This is a genomic window from Achromobacter sp. NPDC008082 (genome assembly GCF_042957345.1).
GTDB lineage: Bacteria > Pseudomonadota > Gammaproteobacteria > Burkholderiales > Burkholderiaceae_B > Achromobacter > Achromobacter kerstersii_A.
Genome location: NZ_JBIBIB010000006.1, coordinates 1 through 17025 on the forward strand (window position 1 = coordinate 1; position 17025 = coordinate 17025).

The following is a 17025-nucleotide window of genomic DNA, read 5'->3' on the forward strand; positions in this document are numbered from 1 at the left end:
ATGGCGGGGTGGAAGCTGGATAGGTCCAATTCCAGCCGATAGGTCTCGGACAGCGCCTCGTCCAGCGTGAATTCGATGACGTCGAAGTCCAGCCCGCGGCCGGAAGGCGTGAAGGTGAAGCGCAAATCGGATTGGCGGGGCATGGCGGCTTCCTGAGCAAAGGCGCGGCGAATCGCGCGCTACCGCTCTAATGCAACATCCGTGCCAGCTTTCGCTTCACGCTTTTAACCTCAATGGAATCAACGACATACATCGAATCCCGCAACGCGATGCCAACCGACCTTGCCCGCTTTTCGCAGAAAACAGCGCGTTTGCCGTGAATACCGGGCCAGATTTGACTCGATAATTTTTAAACCCTTGATTCATAAGCATTAATAGGCGGGTCAAATCTGGCCCGATCGGGTCAAATTTGGCCCGCGCACGCGGAGATCTGCTTCTCAAGCCATCTCCACACGCCATCCCCACTCGCCATCCCCACTCGCCATCTCCAACGGCCATCTCCACACGCCATGCGCGTTCCGCATGGCCCCGTTCAAAACCGGCATATCCGCTACGCCTCTTTCGTCCCTACCATGAGTTCCACCGATGCGGCGCATGCCGCCGGCCAACAAGACAACAACACAAGGGGCAGGACATGAGTGAAACCGTCCAGGCGGTGCTGCGGGCCGGCACGCTGACCGGCGTGCGCGATAACGACGGCGTATGCCGCTACAGCGCAATTCCCTATGCGCAAGCGCCCGTGGGCCGTTTGCGTTTTGCCCCGCCCGAACCCGCAACGTGGCGCGCAGACCGCGACGCCACCCGCCCGGGACCCGTTGCGCCGCAGATTCCGTCGCGCTTGCGCGGCGCGATGGGCGACTTCGACGTGCCGCAATCCGAAGACTGCCTGCATCTGACCGTCTGGACGCCGGGCGCCGACACCGCGCGGCGGCCCGTCGTGGTGTGGCTGCATGGCGGCGCATGGCAAAGCGGTGGCGGCGCGCTGGACTGGTATGACGGCGCGCGCCTTGCGGCAAGCGGCGACATCGTGGTCGTGGCCGTCAACTATCGGCTGGCGGCGCTGGGATGGTTGTATGTGCCGGGCGAAACGGCCAACGTCGGCCTGCTGGATCAAGAGGCCGCCATCGATTGGGTGTTGAACAACATTGAAGACCTGGGCGGCGACCCGGAACGCATCACGGTGATGGGTCAATCGGCGGGCGCGTCATCGATCTGCGCGATGCTGGCGCGGCGGCCGCGCTTCTCACGCGCCATTCTGCAAAGCGCGGCGCTGGGCCGGGGCTTTCGCACGGCCGCGCAAGCCGAAACCTTGGGCCGCGCTTTCTTGCAAGCGGCCGGCGTTGACTCGCTGGAAGCGGCGCGCAAACTTCCGGTGTCCGCGTTGCTCGCCGCGCAGCAAGCCCCCGCGGTGGCCGAGGTGTTGCAAGCCGAAGGCAGCCGCCGCAGCCAATTCTGCCCGGTGCTGGATGGCCACGTGCTGCCGCAAGACATTGCGCCCGCGTTGAAGACCGCAGCGTCCCGCGCCGATGTGCTGGTGGCTTACACCCGCGACGAGATGGCCGCCTTTCCCGGCCACGCGGCGGATGCGGCCGGCCTCGAAGAAAGCGAGCAGGTGTTCGGCGCCCCCTCGCGACGCTGGGCGTCAGAGGCCGCCGGCCAGGGCCGGCAGGCGTGGCTGGCGCGCTTTGACGTCGCACCGACAGCGCGCTTTGGCGCCTGCCATTGCATCGAACTGCCATTCGTCTTCGGCACCATCGACGCCTTCGCCGCCGCGCCCATGCTCGCGGGCTTGGCCAGCGCCCGTGCCGCGCAACTGACACGGCAGACGCAGAACGCCTGGATCGCATTCATCCGCGGCGAGACGCCAGGCTGGCCCATGGCGCCGCATCAGCAGATCCTGGGTTGAACGCGGGCGGCCAGGGGCATCAGCCTGCGGCCATCGTTTGAGTCCATTGTTTGAGTCCACCGCTTGGGGTCCATCGCTTGGAGTCCATCGCCTGAATTCACAGCCGCCGTACACACCAACAACACAAGGGGAATTCCATGATCAAGCACATCGCGCTGACGCTGGCGCTGCTGGCGCCATTGGCCGCGCACGCCGCCTATCCCGACAAGCCCGTCAAGATCATCGTGTCCAACCCGCCTGGCGGGCCAGTGGATGTGATGCTGCGCGTATTGGCCAGCAAGCTGGGCGCCGCCTGGGGGCAGCCGGTGGTGGTGGAAAACCGGCCGGGCGCCTCGGGCATCATCAGCACCAGTGCGCTGGTGAAGTCCGCGCCCGACGGCTATACGCTGGGCATGGTGGTGGCGTCCACCGTCACCATCGTGCCGTTCGCGGTCGACAGCCTGCCGTTCGATACGCAGAAAGATTTGCAGCCGGTGTCGCTGGTGGCGCGCACGCCGTTCATCTTCATTGTTCCGAAAGACAGCCCCATCAAGACCTGGGATGACTTCGTCCGCGAAAGCAAGACGCGCAACCTGAGCGTGGGCTCGTTCTCCATCGGCACGGCGTTTCATCTGGTGTGGGAACAAACGGCGCGGCGCGCCGGCATCAAAGCGTTGTACGTGCCATCGTCGTCATCCGGCAAGACGCAGAACGATTTGATCGGCGGGCAGTTGGACGTGGGGCTGGATGCGCCGTCCAGCTCCAAAGGCCTGATCGATAGTGGCCGGCTGCGCGCGCTGGCCATCACCAGCCCCGAGCGTTTCGGCGGCCTGCCTGACACGCCCACGTTGAAGGAGTCGGGCCTGAACTACGCGCCGCAACCGTGGATCGGCCTGATGGCGCCTGCGGGCGTGCCGGCAGACCGGGTCGCCCTGATCCAGAAATCAGTGTCGGAAATTCTGAAGGAACCCGCCATGCGGGCGCAGATGGAAACGCTGGGCATGATTCCCATCGGCAGCACGCCGGATGTACTGGCCGCCACGATTAAAGCGGATCGCGCCGAGATGGCGCCCTTGATCAAGGAGCTGGGCATCAAGCTGCAATAAGACTGGGCGCCTTCCCGTCAGCGGCATGGCGCCTTGCCCGCTACGGGATTGCGCCATGTCCGCTAGGCGATTGCGCGATGTCCGTTAGGCGATTGCGCCTTGCCCGCCGCCATCGCCGCCATCGCGAAAATTCCATCGGCCGGAATCAAACCGCGCTGATTTTAAGCATCCGTAACAAACACGCCGGCGGCGTGGCGCTTGGGTAAGATCCTCACCCAATAACAGGTTAACAACCACGAGGAGACCCCCATGCAAGCACGCAAGACGCTGTTCCGCCTGGCGCCGTTGGCGCTGGCCGCTCATCTGCTGATGGCCGGCCCCGCCGCCGCGCAAAGCGCGCCCGGCACGCAAGGCCCGTTGCCGCCCGCGCCCAATGCAGCGCTGTCCGAACAGATCGACCAACGCGCACGCGCCATTGAAGACAAGCTCATCGCCTGGCGCCGCGACATCCATCAACACCCTGAGCTGGGCAATCAGGAAACGCGCACGTCCAAGCTCGTCGCCGACCATCTGCGCGCGCTGGGCATGGACGTGAAGACGGGCGTGGCGGGCACGGGTGTGGTCGCCGTGCTCAAGGGCGGCAAGCCCGGCCCCGTAGTGGCGTTGCGTGCCGACATGGACGCGCTGCCCGTAAAGGAACAGGTTGACGTGCCTTTTGCGTCCAAGGCCAAGGGCACGTATCTGGGCAAGGAAGTGGACGTGATGCACGCCTGCGGCCACGACACGCACACGGCCATCCTGATGGCCACGGCCGAAGTGCTGGCCGGCATGAAAGACCAATTGCCTGGCAGCGTGAAGTTCATCTTCCAGCCCGCCGAGGAAAGCCCGGCCGATTTCGAACCCGACGGCAAGAAGATCTGGGGCGCGAAGATGATGGTGCAGGAAGGCGTGCTGGAAAATCCCAAGGTGGACGCCATCTTCGGCCTGCACGTGTCCAGCGCCTATCCGGCTGGCTGGCTGTCGTGGCGCAGCGGCCCCGCCATGGCCGCGGCCGACCAGTTCTGGATCGACGTGACCGGCAAGCAGACGCACGGCGCGCGGCCGTGGTCGGGCATCGACCCCATCGTCGTCAGCTCGCAGATCATTCTGGGCTTGCAGACCATTCCCAGCCGCCAGATCAACAGCATGCTGGAGCCGGCCGTCATCACCGTGGGCGCCATCCATGGCGGCAATCGCATGAACATCGTGCCGGACAGCGTGGCCATGACGGGCACCATCCGCACGTATGACGAAGGCATGAAGAAGGACATCCACCAGCGCATCGCCCGCACCGCCGACATGATCGCGCAAAGCGCAGGCGCCAAGGCCGATGTGCGCGTGGTCGAGCTCTACAACGCCACCGTCAACAACCCCGCGCTGACCGAAAAAATGGGCTCGACGCTGCGGCGCGTGGCGGGTGAAGGCAACTACGGCCTGCAACCGAAGTCCACCGCGTCGGAAGACTTTTCGTTCTATCAGGAAAAAGTGCCGGGCATGTTCTTCTACCTGGGCGTCACGCCCAAGGGTACGGACGTGGAGAAGGCCGCGCCGAATCACTCGCCGCGCTTCTATGTGGATGAATCGGGTTTGATCAACGGCGTGCGCGCCTTGTCGAACCTGACGGTGGACTACATGGCGCGCGCGCAGCAAGGCGGTTGAACTTGCGCGGGCAAGACGTCGGAGATACGTCGTACGAGATGTAGTGCAACGTGCAGTACGACGTGTAGTGCGGCGGGCAGTACGGCGGGTACTGCTCGCTGCCCGCTGCGCCATCGTGCGGCGGGCGGGCATAACGCATAAGCAAACGGCTACAAATTCTTTGTCAGCCGATGTGCGGTTTTCTACAGTACGCCCCTTTGCCGCCCGCGCGGCGGCTCTGTAGAACCCACGCCATGCCGATCTCCCGACGAACATTCATGCTTGCCAGCGCGCTGGCGCTGCCCTTGGCGCGGCCGCGCATCGGACGCGCATCAGCGTGGCCCGACCGCCCGATCCGGCTCGTCGTCACCTTCCCGCCGGGCGGCGCAAGCGACATCGCGGCGCGCATCGTCGCGCCCGTTCTGGCCGAACGCTTAGGCCAGCCCATCGTCATCGAGAACAAGCCGGGCGCAGGCTCCACCATCGGCGCGAACCTGGTGGCGCAAGCGCCGGCCGATGGCTACACGCTGCTGATGTCGAACTCGGCGCCCTTGTCGATTTCACCCGCGCTGCTGCCGCAAGGCGGCTATGACGCGATTCGCAGCTTTCAGCACGTGGCCTATCTGGGCGCGGTGCCCACCGCGTTTGTGGTGCACCCGTCGGTGCCCGTGTCTGACTTCGCGCAACTGACGGCGTGGATCAAGGCGCAGGATGCGCCCGTGCAGTACGGCAGCGGCGGCCTGGCGTCGGTGGGGCAGATCGTCGGTGAACTCTATGCCCAGCAAACCGGCGCGTCGCTCCAGCACATTCCGTACAAAGGGTCGGGCGCGATGCGCAATGATCTGCTGGGCGGCCAGATCCGCTTTGCGGTAGATGCGCTGCCGCAGAATCTGCCCTTCCTGAAGTCCGGCCAATTGCGGCTGTTGGCGGTAACGACCGAGCAGCGCGTGCCGCAAGCGCCCGGCATTCCCGCGGTGGGCGAACTGGGCTACCCGGGCTTGATTGCGGAGAACTTCATCGGCGTGTCCGGTCCGGCCGGCCTGCCCGACACCGTGTCGCAACGCTTGAATGACGAGATATCGCACGTGCTGGACACCCCCGGCATCCGCAGCAAACTGGAAGCACAGGGCTTTGTGCTGGGCCACAAATCGCCCGCGGAATTCACCGACTTCGTGCGCCGGCAAGCCCAGGCCTGGGCGCCGGTCGTGCGCGCCACGGGAGCCAGCCTGTGAGCGCCCGCCGCATCCTCGTGCTGTTCGGCCACGCGGGCCGGGGCGGCTTTAACGAAGCCGCGGTAGAAGGCGCGGCGCGCGCCGCTCAGGCTGGCCTGCCCCTACAAGTGGAATGGATCGCGGACAACGACATCCCCACGCGCACGCAACGGCTTGCGCAGCTGTGCGGGAGCCGCCCCGACCTGGTCGTCGTGCATGGCGGCCAGGGCGACGCGCCGGTGGCGGACGTGGCCCCGCGCTTTCCCGGCACGCAATTCGCCATCACGCAAGGCCATCACACCGCCGCCAACGTGGCGTCGTACGAAATCCTGCAAGAGCACACCGCGTTTCTTGCGGGCGTGTTGGCGGGTTTGCGCGCGGCCAACGGGCGCGCCGCGCATCTGTCGGGCGAGCGCGTCCGCCCGGGCCTGAAGGGCCGCGCCGCCTATGCGGACGGCGTCAGGCGCGTGACGGGCCAAGACCCGCTGACCGCATTTTGCGGCAATCAGCACGACCCCGAATTGGGTGCGACGTGGACCCGCGCGTTGGCGGGACGCGGCGCCCGCGTGGTGTTCGCGATGATGGACGGCGGGCGCGATGGGGTCACGCGCACGTGCCGCGATACCGGCGTGTGGCAGATCGGAAACGTGCTGGACTGGGTGGCCCGCGACCCGCAGGTCTATCTGGCTTCGGCCCTGGCCGACTCCGGCCTGTGCGTCGAACGTGCGGTAGCCGACCATGCGGCGGGCGCGTTGGCGGTGGGCCGCGTCACCCGTTACGGATTGGAAGAGGCGGCTGCGCTACGGCTGGTGCTGGGCGCCAAGGTGGGCGCGGAAGAACGCCGCACGCTGGATGCGTGGGCGGACAGGTTGGCCTCGGGGGATATCCACGTGGCGACGGACTACGCGGGCGCAGAGTTTGCGTTGTCGGCGTAGGAGTAGGCGGTGACGGTCGCGGTGACGGTGGCGATGGCGGTAACGGTAACGGTGACGGTGGCGATGGCGGTGACGGTGGCGGTGACGGTGGCGGTGGCGGTGGCGGTGGCGGTGGCGGAATGCTGCCATTATCGCCACGCCGCCTTCGCGGCTGCCCGCATTGCGGCCATTCCGCATTGACGCCCGCGCGGGCGCTGGATAAAGTGGCCGGCAACCTTGCGCCATCGGTGTCGATGGCGTTTTCTTTGATGCAGGGCTTGCGGTGCGCCGCAGCCTCACACGGGACTCTCCATGAACAACATCCGCGTCGGCATTGCCGGCTTCGGCGCCATCGGCCAGGCCGTGGCGCAATCCCTGGATGCCGGCCTGCCCGGCCTGACGCTTGCCGCCATCGGGGTGCGCGATCCCAGCGCCGCCCCCACCGTCGCGTGGAAGAACGCCGCGCCGCGTTTCACCACCATTGACGCCTTGCACGAATACTGCGACGTGGTCGTGGAATGCGCCCCCGCTGCGGTATTCCGCAACATCGCCGAACCCGTGCTGCGCGCCGGCAAGAAGCTGGTGGTGCTTAGCTCCGGCGCGCTGCTGCGCAACGATGACCTGATCGAACTCGCCCGCCAGCATCATGGCCAGATCATCGTGCCGTCGGGCGCCATCCTGGGGCTGGACGCCATTACCGCCGCTGCCGAAGGCGTTATCCATTCCGTCACGATGATCACCCGCAAGCCGGTGCAGGGCCTGCTGGGCGCGCCCTACCTCACCGACAACAACATCGACATCGCCGGCATCACCGAACCGCGCCTGATCTTCCGCGGTTCGCCGCGCGAAGCCGCTATCGGCTTTCCCGCCAATCTGAACGTGGCGGTCAGCGTGTCGTTGGCCGGCATCGGGCCTGATCGCAGCACCCTGGAAATCTGGGCCGACCCGTCGCTGGAACGCAATGTGCACCGCGTGGAAGTGGTGTCTGACGCCGCCACGTTCTCGATGGAAATCCAGAACATTCCGTCCGCCAATCCGAAGACGGGCCGCATCACTGCGCAAAGCGTCGTCGCCGCCTTGCGCAAGCTGTCCGGGCCGTTGCGCGTAGGCACCTGATCAGGCCGCCGCCCGCAGCGGCGTTCCGGCGGCGGGCGGGGCCATCGGGCCGGCCGTCCAGCCGCCCGCGCCATCCAGGTCCAGCCGATGCGTATGGAACGGGTCCAGCGTGCTGCGATGCCCCACGCTGACCAGCATGCAATCAGGTAAGGCGCTGCGCAGCAGGCTGTACAGCATGTGCTCCAGCCCTTCGTCCGTGGCGGATGTGGCTTCGTCCAGGAACACAATGGCGGGCCGGTTGAACAACACGCGCGCAAACGCCACGCGCTGCTGTTCGCCAATGGACAAGATGCGCGACCAGTCCGCCACCTCGTCCAGGCGCGCGCTTAAATGCCCCAGGTTGACCTGGCGCAGCGCATCGGCCAGCCGCGCGTCATCTTGCGGCATTGCCACCCCCGGGTACGCCACCGCGCTACGCAAGTCGCCCAAGGGCAAGTACGGCCGCTGCGACAAGAACAAGGCCTGCGCGCCTTCCGGCCGGCGCACATGGCCTTGCGCATACGGCCACAGGCCGGCAAGTGCGCGCAGCAACGTCGTCTTGCCGCTGCCCGACGGACCTTTGATCAGCAAGGTCTGACCGGGACGCAAGCGCAGGTTCAAGGTGTGCAGCAAGACGCCGCCGTCGGGCCGGCGAACGGTGACGCTATTGATGTCCAGGCCATCAGGCAAGGGTTCCGTCTGCACCGACGGCAAGGCGCGCGCCGCTTCATTGGCGTCAAGAAACCCATTCAGACGATCCAGCGTGGCGCGGTATTGCGCAAAGGTGTCGTACGACGTGCGAAAGAACGACAACGCGTCCTGCACCTGCCCGAACGCTTGCGACGTTTGCATCACGTCACCCAGCTTGATCGCGCCGCTAAAGAAACGCGGCGCTTGCAAGATGAATGGAAACACCACCGCCACCTGGCTCACCGACAGGTTGAAGCCATCGAACTTCAAGCCCCGGTAAACGCGCGCCCACAAGTTGGCGATGTAAGCGGTGAAACGCGTCCACAGGTTGCCGCGCTCGACGGCTTCGCCTTGGTAGAACGCGACGTTCTCGGCGTTCTCGCGCAAGCGCACCAGCGCATAACGGAAGTTGGCCGTAAGCCGCTCTGACAGGAAATTCAGTTTGATGAGCGGCCGCCCGATCTTGAAGGCGAACCAGGTGGCGACGATCACATACAGGAATACGACAAACACCATGGCGCGCGGAATCTCCACGCCCGCCACCGTCAACGGGCCTGACAAACCCCACAAGATGCCCGTGAACGCCACCAGCGACACCAATGCGCTCAACGCGCCAATTGCCAGCGTGCGTGAACCCGTCACGAACATCGTGATGTCTTGTTCGATGCGCTGGTCGGGGTTGTCGACCGGTTCGTTAACGAAGTGGCCACGGTAGTACGCGCCCGCGCCCAGCCAATCGCGCGTCAGGTGGTCGTTGAGCCAAACGCGCCAATGGATATCAAAGGCCTGGCCCGCGTAACTGTCGGCCAGTGTGCGCACCACGTGAACCGTGGCCAGCACGGCGAAGATGCCCAGAAAGCGCCAGAACGCGCTCTGGTCCAGCGCTTGCAGCGCGCTGTAGAAGCCGTTGTACCAAAACGAGAACAGCACCGTCATGCGCACGGCCGCCATCGCCAACAGCAGCAGCAACGCCAGCGTCAGTAACGGACGCCAACTGCGGCGCGGGGTCAGATAGGGCCAGGCCAGGCGCCAGAATTTGCGCCCCCAATCGGTGGTGCGCGCGAGCACCACGGCAATCACCGCCATGACAACCGCCGTGATGCCGAACGCACGCGCCAGCCAGATGGCGCTTTCCATCAGTTGTTGCTGCCAGTTCAGATCCATGGACACCCCCATCGTCGTTTTTGGTTAGACGAGGCCGGCGTGGCAGGTTCCGAAGAAAATGCCGTTTTAAGCCAGGCTTAAGCGTTCTGGCAGGGCAACTGAATGCGCAGTGAAAGGCTGCACGGCAATCAGCGTGCGGCCAGGTCCAGGTTGGCGAACATATCGGCCAAGGTGGGGACGGAACGGGCGGGCCAGATGGCGCTCAGGTCGAAGCTGGGCAGCGTCTGCCCGTCGCGCACGTCGCAGAAACGCACGCCGCCAAAATTCATCGTGCGTATCCAGCTGGGCAACAAGGCCACGCCGCAACCGCCCGCCACGCAAGACAGCACCGTTAGCGTGCGGTTCGCCTCTTGCGCCACGTGCACATCGTGGCCGCCCTTACGCATGGCATCCAGAATGCCCGCATAGAACGCGGGCAATTGCGCTTGCGGGTACATCACCAAGCCGGCCTTTGCGATTTGCGCCATCGACACCTTGCCGTCTTCGGCAACGTCGAACTCGTCTGGCACGGCGGCTACCAAGCGGTCGCGCAGCAGTTGCCGTTCGCGCATGCGCCCGCCCACCGCCACCGGCGTGTGCATCAGGCCGATATCGATCTCGCCCGTCTGCAAGGCTTCGGCTTGCTCGGCGTTGCTCATCTCTCGCAAGATGACGCGCACGCCCGGCGCTTGGCGGCGCATCTCGCGCAAGGCGCGCGGCAAGGTATCGAATAGCGCTGACGACACCAGCCCCACCGTCAGCTGCCCGGCGCTGCCCCGCCCGATCTCGCGCGCCCGGTGGGCGGCTGCGTCGATGCGCGCCACGCTAATGCGCACGTCTTCCAGAATCGCCAAGGCCGCGGGCGTGGGCGCGGCGCCCTGGCGCGAACGCTCGAACAGGCGCACGCCCAGGTCTTTCTCCATGCGGCCCAAGGCCTGGCTCAGCGCGGGCTGCGCGATGCCCAGCCACTCCGACGCGCGGCTGACGCTGCCATGGTCCACCACTGCCAGGAAGTACCGCAGGTGCCGGGTTTCCATATCGTTCCGATATATATAAAGCCTATTTAATGAATGGAAAACTATACCCCGAGTTCCTAGAATCCCGGCTAACAGAAGCGCGCTGGCCCACGCCCGACAAAGCGAATAGACGCCCCAGGCACCGCCCGCCACAGAGAAAAGAGAAGCGTCCGGCCACGCCCGGCGCTCAAACCAGGAGACCGCTTTGCCCTTGCATTCGACCGGCCTCGCCGTCGACACCCACGCGCACGTGTTCCGGCCCGGTTTGCCCCTGGCGGACGCGCGACGCCACACCCCCGATTACGACGCCACGCCCACGCAGTATCTGGCCCTGCTGGATGCGCACGGCCTGTCTCACGGCGTGCTGGTCCAGCCCAGTTTTTTGGGCACCGACAACCACCACATGGTGGACGCGTTGCGCGCGGCGCCCGACCGGCTGCGCGGCGTGGCCGTGGTGTCCCCCGACATTACCGACGCCGCGCTGCAAACGCTGGCCGACGCCGGCGTTGTGGGCATCCGCCTGAACCTGATCGGCCTGCCCGTGCCCGAACTGCACACGCCCGCCTGGCAAGCCTTGCTGGCCCGCGTGAACGCGTTGGGCTGGCATGTTGAAGTCCATCTGCAAGCCCAGCGCCTGCCGGACGTCATGCCCGCCCTGCTGGCGGCCGGATGCCGCGTGGTGGTGGACCACTTTGGCCGGCCCGACCCGGCGCTGGGTGTGTCCGACCCGGGCTTTCAGTATCTGCTGCAACAGGCGGACCGCGGACGTGTCTGGGTCAAGCTGTCCGCGCCGTATCGCAACTGGCAGGCTCCGGCCTGCGCAGCCTCGGGCTGGCAGGCCACGCAACAACTGCTGCAGGCCTTTACCCCCGAACGTTTGATGTGGGGCAGCGACTGGCCCCACACCGAGCATCGCCACGTGGCGTCCTACCCTGCCGCCCGGCAGTGGCTGGACGCGTGGATCGACGACCCCACGCAACGGCGCATCGTGCTTGCCGATACGCCGTTGCAGCTATTCCAATTCCAAGGAGACAAAAAATGAACCCTCTGCTCAAACGCCTCGGCGTGCTGGTCGCAGCCGGCCTGTTGGCGGGCGCCGCCAGCTCGGCGTCTGCCGCCTATCCTGACCGCGCCATCACGCTGGTGGTGACCTATCCGCCCGGCGGCACCGTGGACGTCGTGGCCCGCTTGATCGGCCCCAAGCTCGCGGCCGAACTCGGCCAGCCCGTCGTGATTGAAAACCGGGGTGGCGCAGGCGGCATGATCGGCGGCGCGGTGGTGGCCAAGGCGCAACCCGACGGCTACACGCTGATGCTCGACGCCTCCAACCATGCGCAGAACCCCGCGCTGCATTCCAAGATGCAGTTCGACACGCTGACCGCGTTTGCGCCCGTCTCGCTGCTGCTGCGTGTGCCGAACGTGCTGGTGGTGACGCCTTCGTATGAAGTGAAAACGGTGGCTGACCTGATCAAGCTGGGTCAGCCCGGCGCCAAGGATCATGTGTACTTTGCGTCGGCCGGCCCCGGCTCGGCACAGCATCTGGCGGGCGAATTGTTCAACCTGCTGGCGAAAACCCAGCTGCAACATGTGGCCTACAAGGGCGGCGGCCCGGCCATGATCGACGTGATGTCGGGCCAGGTGCCCGTCATGTTCGCCAGCATGGGTTCGGCGTGGCAGCACGTGAAGAACGGCAAGCTGCGCGCCGTGGCCGTGGGCGGCCTGGAACGTTCGAAGACCGCACCCGATCTGCCCACCATTGCCGAGTCCGGCGTGCCGGGCTACGAGACCTATGAATGGAACGCGGTGTTCGCCCCCGCGGGCACGCCGCCCGCCATCGTCGACCAGGTGTCGCAGGCGCTGGCCAAGGTGCTGAAAGACCCGGCCATTGCCGAGCAATTGGCGGGCATTGGCGCCGAGCCCATCGGCTCGACCCCGGCCGAGCTCGATACGTTTCGCCGCGCCGAAATTGCCAAATGGCAGCGCGTGGTGAAAGAAGCGAATCTGAAATTGGACTAAGCCGCGCGGGCGTTCACGCCCGATGAACGGAGTTTGCAATGGCGCCCTGCGGGGCGCCATTTTTTCGCCGGGTGACGCACGGCGCTATCATTGCGCCTTGGGCAAACGCATTGCAGACCGCACATCGCAGAGAGCAGCAAGATGGACAAGATTCGACTCGACAAATGGCTATGGGCCGCGCGCTTTTACAAGACGCGCAGCCTGGCCGTGCAAGAGATCGGCAAGGGCCGGGTCTTGGTGAACAACCAAGCCGCGAAGCCCGCGCGCGAAGTCGCACCCGGCGACCGCGTCACGATCCGCAAAGAAGACCCGGCGCTACAGGTGCAGGTCGTGGCCGTCAGCGGCGTGCGTGGCCCCGCCCCCGTCGCGCGCCTGCTCTATGAGGAAACCCCTGACAGCATCGCCGCCCGCGAACGCGCCGCCGAAATGCGCCGCCTGGCGCCGGAACCGGCGCTAGGCATCGAAACCGGCCGCCCGACCAAGCGCGACCGCCGCCTGATCGATCAGATGCGAGGCAAGTGATGAAGCGCAGTTCAAGCGGCGGGCTCGTCTATTCCACCGAAAGCGGCCGCATGTGTCCCGAGTGCCGCCAAGCGCTTGCGCAATGCCAGTGCAAACCAGCCGCGCGCGCTGTGCCTGCGGGCGACGGCGTGGCGCGGGTCTCGCGCGAGACCAAAGGCCGGGGAGGCAAGAGCGTCACGCTGGTGCGGGGGCTGGCGCTGGAACCGATGGCGCTTGCGCTGCTGGGCAAGGAATTGCGCACGGCCTGCGGGTCGGGCGGCACCGTGAAAGACGGGGTGATCGAAGTGCAGGGAGACCACTGCGACCGCATCATCGACGCACTAACCACCCGCGGCCACCGCGCCAAGCGCGCCGGCGGCTGAACCTGACGAGACAACCATGAATGATCTGGCGGTAAGCGGCGTGGCCAGTTGGCACGCCCACGTGTACTTCGATGCGGCCAGCCGCGATGCCGCGTATGCGTTGCGCGAACGGGTGATTGCGCAGTTCGACGGCAAGATGGACATGGGGCGCTTTCATGAGCGCCCCGTCGGCCCGCATCCGCAATGGAGCTACCAGATTGCGTTCACCCCGGCGCACTTCGCCGAGATCGCAACCTGGTTAACGCTGAACCATGGCGAGCTGGATGTGTTCATGCATCCCAACACCGGCGATTCGCTGCGCGACCACCGCGACTGCGCGGTGTGGATTGGCCGCAGCTACACGCTGAATCTTCAGGCGCTGGGGGGCTGAACGCCCGCGCCCAAGCCGCTTTACAGCGCCCGCCCCACGATCAGCGAATCCAATGCCATATCGGGTTCGCTGCTTTTGCCTTCATACGGCAGGCGGCTCAGCACGTAGCGCATGGCGTTGAGCCGCGCACGCTTCTTGCAGTTCGACTTCACCACGATCCACGGCGCGTCCGCGGTGTCGGTATGCGCAAACATTGCTTCCTTGGCGCGCGTGTAGTCGTCCCATTTATCCAGCGACGCCAAGTCCACCGGGCTCAGCTTCCATTGCTTGAGCGGGTGCACCTTGCGTTGCAGGAAGCGGCGGCGCTGCTCTTCCTGGCTGACCGAGAACCAGAACTTGATCAGGTGGATGCCGCTGGACACCAGATGGCGTTCGAAGTCAGGCACCTGACGCAGAAAATCCAGATACTCCTGCTGCGAGCAAAAGCCCATCACGCGTTCCACACCGGCGCGGTTGTACCAGGACCGGTCGAACATTACGATCTCGCCCGCCGTGGGCAAGTGCTGCACATAACGCTGGAAGTACCACTGGCCCTTTTCGGTATCAGACGGCTTTTCCAATGCAACCACGCGTGCGCCCCGCGGGTTCAGGTGTTCCATCATGCGCTTGATGGTGCCGCCCTTGCCGGCCGCGTCGCGCCCTTCGAACAGAATCACCACGCGCTGCCCGGTCGCCTTGACCCAGGCTTGCAGCTTCAGCAATTCCACCTGGAGTTGATACTTCTGTTTTTCATAATTGCGGCGCAGCATGCGGTGGCGATACGGATAGATGCCTTCGCGCCAATCGGTGGCCAGCTCTTCATCAGGGTTGCGGCGGCTGCCCGGCACTTGCGTGTTGGCGTCCAGCAGCGCGCGATGCACGGCGCGCGCATCGTCCGCCGACAGTTCCTCGATCACCGAACGCAGCGCGTCGTGCGCTTGCGTATCCGCGCCGATGGTGTAGCGGCGCGCAATGTCCGACAGCACCGACACCGCTTCCTGACGCGCCGCGTCTTCGCGCGCCGCCACTTTCTTGCGCGCCTGCAATACCGGTTCGATGGCGGGTTTGGCCGGCGTGCGGCGCGAAGCCGTGCCGCTGTCTGCGCGCACCGTGCGTTTGGCGGCGCCCTGCGTGCTGCGTGCGCGCGGCTTCGGGCTGATGGCGGTGTCTGATTCGGCGGCTTGCGGTGTCTTGTCTGTCATGTGTCCAGTCCTTGCTGCGCTTGTCGTTTTGCCCACGCCGGCCGGCCAGTCGCCGGCGACCTGCGAGGCAAAGGCAACACCCTAACGCGCGCCTTCAGGCGTGGATTTGACGAGAATCAAACGTTGTAACATCTATTGCGATTTCATTGCAGCGGCGCCGTCCGATACACTGCCCGATCCGCCTTCCGCCTTTCGCCTTCATCCTTGCCATGTGGTCACGCATCAAGCGGTTCTTGATCGGCCCGCCCCCGCCCGAAGATCCTTTCCGCAAAACCGTGCGGTTCGACGACACCGGTTTCACGCGCCAGTGCGAATTGGCGCGCGCGATGGGCTTGCAGGAGTTCTGGCCGTGGAGCGATGTCGAGGAATTCGGGTTCGCCTTCAGCAAGGCGATGTTCCCCGACCCCTGGTATGGCGACTACATGGAAAGCCTGTGGTTTCTGCGCTTGCGCTGCGAAGACGGTGATCTGATGCGCGTGGATCTGGAAGAAGACCAGCTCGCCATCGACCAGTTGCCGCCCGCCCTGCTGCGCCATCTGCCCGGGCTGGATGTGGACGTGCTGCGCGAAGGCCTGGCCGTGGCGCGCCGGGGGCTGCGGCACTTCGATGGCGAAGGCGTATGGGTGGCATGGCGGCGCACGCCGGCCCCTACACCCGATCCAGACCCTGCTTGAGGTCCGCCAGAATATCTTCCGGCGTCTCCAAGCCCACGGACAAGCGCAGCAGGCCTTCGGACAAACCATACTTCTCGCGGTCTTCGGCCGAATAGCTGGCATGCGTCATCGACGCCGGATGCTGGATCAGCGTTTCCGGGTCACCCAGGCTGACGGCGATACGCGCAAGCTTCAGGCTGTTCAGCAGATTGCGCCCCGCCGCCAGTCCGCCCTTCAACTCAAACGCCACCAAACCGCCGCCCGCCGCCTGTTGACGCAGCGCGATGTCTGCACCCGCCGTACCGGCCAGCCCCGGATAGAACACATCCGCCACTGCCCGATGCTCGCGCAACAGCTTGGCCACCTGCAAGGCGGATTCGCTATGGCGCTGCACGCGCAGTTCCAGCGTCTTGATGCCGCGCAGCACCAGGAACGCGGTGAACGGCGACAACGTCGCCCCCGTGAAGTAGCGCAGGCCTTGCAGGCGGATGGCGTCAATGTGCTCTTTGCGCCCCACCACCGCACCCGCCAGCAGGTCGCCATGGCCGCCCAGGTATTTGGTGGCCGAATGCAGCACGATGTCCGCACCATGTTCCAGCGGCCGTTGCAGCACGGGCGTGGCGAAGGTGTTGTCCACGATGGTCAGCAATCCCTTGCCGCGCGCAATGGCGGACACGGCGGCGATGTCGACCAAGCGCAAGTTCGGATTGGCCGGCGTCTCGAAATACACAGCGCGCGTCTTGGGGCCGATGGCGGCGGCTACCGTCTCGGGGCGCGTGAAGTCCGCAAACACGGCCCGCACGCCAAAGCGCGTCAGCCCCTGTGTGAACAGGGTGAAAGCGGTGCCGTAGACAATCTGGTCCACCACGATTTCGTCGCCGCTTTGCAGCAGCGAAAACAGCGTGGCCGAAATGGCCGCCATGCCTGAAGCCGTGACCACGCCCGCCTCGGCGCCTTCCAGCGATGCCAGCCGCTCCTCCAGCAGCGCCTGCGTGGGGTTGCGCGTGCGTCCATAAACATAGCCCTGCTTCTCGCCCAGACGAATCTGGTCGAAGGCTTCGATACTGTCCTGCGTGTAAGTCGACGTCAGGTACAACGGCGGCGACAAGGCGCCTTGCTCATCCAGCGGGTCATAACCCAGGTGTATGGCGCGCGTGGCGAAGCCTGGCTTGAAGGTGTCAGACATGTGAACTCCTGTCATCAGATGGCGCAAAGGCATCCCGCCCTTGCAAGAAATTGCACGC

General features: G+C 65.6%; 17 protein-coding genes. 13 read left to right on the plus strand and 4 right to left on the minus strand.

The genetic code is table 11. The features are described 5' to 3' along the window. Positions 1-634 precede the first annotated feature (634 nt). The 7 genes from ACFZAI_RS23585 (at position 635) to ACFZAI_RS23615 (ending at position 7849) form a co-directional block, all read left to right on the plus strand. Positions 635-1906 carry a carboxylesterase family protein gene (locus tag ACFZAI_RS23585; protein ID WP_391569199.1) on the plus strand — a complete coding sequence of 424 codons (1272 nt, stop codon included), beginning with the start codon at positions 635-637 and terminating at the stop codon, positions 1904-1906. A gap of 137 nt (positions 1907-2043) precedes the next feature. Then, positions 2044-2991 (plus strand): Bug family tripartite tricarboxylate transporter substrate binding protein, encoded by a 948-nt coding sequence (locus ACFZAI_RS23590; RefSeq protein WP_391569200.1) that lies wholly within the window; start codon positions 2044-2046, stop codon positions 2989-2991. Positions 2992-3240: 249 nt separating this feature from the next. Then, positions 3241-4629, plus strand: coding sequence for an amidohydrolase (locus ACFZAI_RS23595; RefSeq protein ID WP_391569201.1), 1389 nt, complete (start codon positions 3241-3243; stop codon positions 4627-4629). Between the two features lie 233 nt (positions 4630-4862). Then, entirely contained in the window at positions 4863-5840 is a 978-nt protein-coding gene (locus ACFZAI_RS23600) for a Bug family tripartite tricarboxylate transporter substrate binding protein (protein WP_391569202.1), read from the plus strand. Continuing rightward, on the plus strand, positions 5837-6754 hold the full coding sequence (locus tag ACFZAI_RS23605) for a BMP family ABC transporter substrate-binding protein (protein WP_391569203.1): 918 nt from the start codon (positions 5837-5839) through the stop codon (positions 6752-6754). Before ACFZAI_RS23600 ends, ACFZAI_RS23605 begins: the two co-directional genes overlap by 4 nt. A gap of 9 nt (positions 6755-6763) precedes the next feature. Next, a complete protein-coding gene (locus ACFZAI_RS23610; RefSeq protein ID WP_391569204.1) occupies positions 6764-6934 on the plus strand; it encodes a hypothetical protein in 171 nt (56 codons plus the stop codon). 111 nt (positions 6935-7045) lie between these two features. Beyond that, entirely contained in the window at positions 7046-7849 is an 804-nt protein-coding gene (locus ACFZAI_RS23615; RefSeq protein WP_391569205.1) for an aspartate dehydrogenase, read from the plus strand. Here ACFZAI_RS23615 and ACFZAI_RS23620 read toward each other — a convergent pair whose 3' ends face one another. Further along, positions 7850-9682: an ABC transporter ATP-binding protein/permease gene (locus tag ACFZAI_RS23620; protein WP_391569206.1), complete on the minus strand. Its 1833-nt coding sequence runs from the start codon at positions 9680-9682 to the stop codon at positions 7850-7852. Positions 9683-9810: 128 nt separating this feature from the next. Continuing rightward, positions 9811-10698, minus strand: coding sequence for a LysR family transcriptional regulator (locus tag ACFZAI_RS23625; protein ID WP_391569207.1), 888 nt, complete (start codon positions 10696-10698; stop codon positions 9811-9813). A gap of 184 nt (positions 10699-10882) precedes the next feature. On the opposite strand from ACFZAI_RS23625, the gene ACFZAI_RS23630 reads away from it, so the two are divergent. The 5 genes from ACFZAI_RS23630 (at position 10883) to ACFZAI_RS23650 (ending at position 13947) form a co-directional block, all read left to right on the plus strand. Continuing rightward, a complete protein-coding gene (locus tag ACFZAI_RS23630; protein WP_391569208.1) occupies positions 10883-11719 on the plus strand; it encodes an amidohydrolase family protein in 837 nt (278 codons plus the stop codon). After that, the gene (locus tag ACFZAI_RS23635) at positions 11716-12693 is read left to right on the plus strand and encodes a tripartite tricarboxylate transporter substrate binding protein (protein WP_391569209.1); all 978 of its coding nucleotides are present in this window, start codon (positions 11716-11718) and stop codon (positions 12691-12693) included. Before ACFZAI_RS23630 ends, ACFZAI_RS23635 begins: the two co-directional genes overlap by 4 nt. Positions 12694-12834: 141 nt before the next feature. Next, a complete protein-coding gene (locus ACFZAI_RS23640) occupies positions 12835-13215 on the plus strand; it encodes an RNA-binding S4 domain-containing protein (RefSeq protein ID WP_391569210.1) in 381 nt (126 codons plus the stop codon). Further along, positions 13215-13577, plus strand: a complete 363-nt coding sequence (locus ACFZAI_RS23645) for a translation initiation factor Sui1 (RefSeq protein WP_391569211.1) — start codon at positions 13215-13217, stop codon at positions 13575-13577. Before ACFZAI_RS23640 ends, ACFZAI_RS23645 begins: the two co-directional genes overlap by 1 nt. 16 nt (positions 13578-13593) lie before the next feature. Continuing rightward, positions 13594-13947 carry a DOPA 4,5-dioxygenase family protein gene (locus ACFZAI_RS23650; RefSeq protein ID WP_391569212.1) on the plus strand — a complete coding sequence of 118 codons (354 nt, stop codon included), beginning with the start codon at positions 13594-13596 and terminating at the stop codon, positions 13945-13947. Positions 13948-13967: 20 nt separating this feature from the next. On the opposite strand, the gene ppk2 is transcribed toward ACFZAI_RS23650, so the two are convergent. Continuing rightward, positions 13968-15128 carry a polyphosphate kinase 2 gene (gene ppk2, locus ACFZAI_RS23655; protein ID WP_391569213.1) on the minus strand — a complete coding sequence of 387 codons (1161 nt, stop codon included), beginning with the start codon at positions 15126-15128 and terminating at the stop codon, positions 13968-13970. Positions 15129-15337: 209 nt separating this feature from the next. Between ppk2 and ACFZAI_RS23660 the strand changes: the two genes are divergently transcribed. Next, positions 15338-15802, plus strand: a complete 465-nt coding sequence (locus tag ACFZAI_RS23660; protein WP_391569214.1) for a hypothetical protein — start codon at positions 15338-15340, stop codon at positions 15800-15802. On the opposite strand, the gene ACFZAI_RS23665 is transcribed toward ACFZAI_RS23660, so the two are convergent. Next, complete coding sequence (locus ACFZAI_RS23665; protein WP_391569215.1) at positions 15777-16967, minus strand: trans-sulfuration enzyme family protein; 1191 nt, start codon at positions 16965-16967, stop codon at positions 15777-15779. The genes ACFZAI_RS23660 and ACFZAI_RS23665 overlap by 26 nt on opposite strands. Positions 16968-17025: the final 58 nt, after the last annotated feature.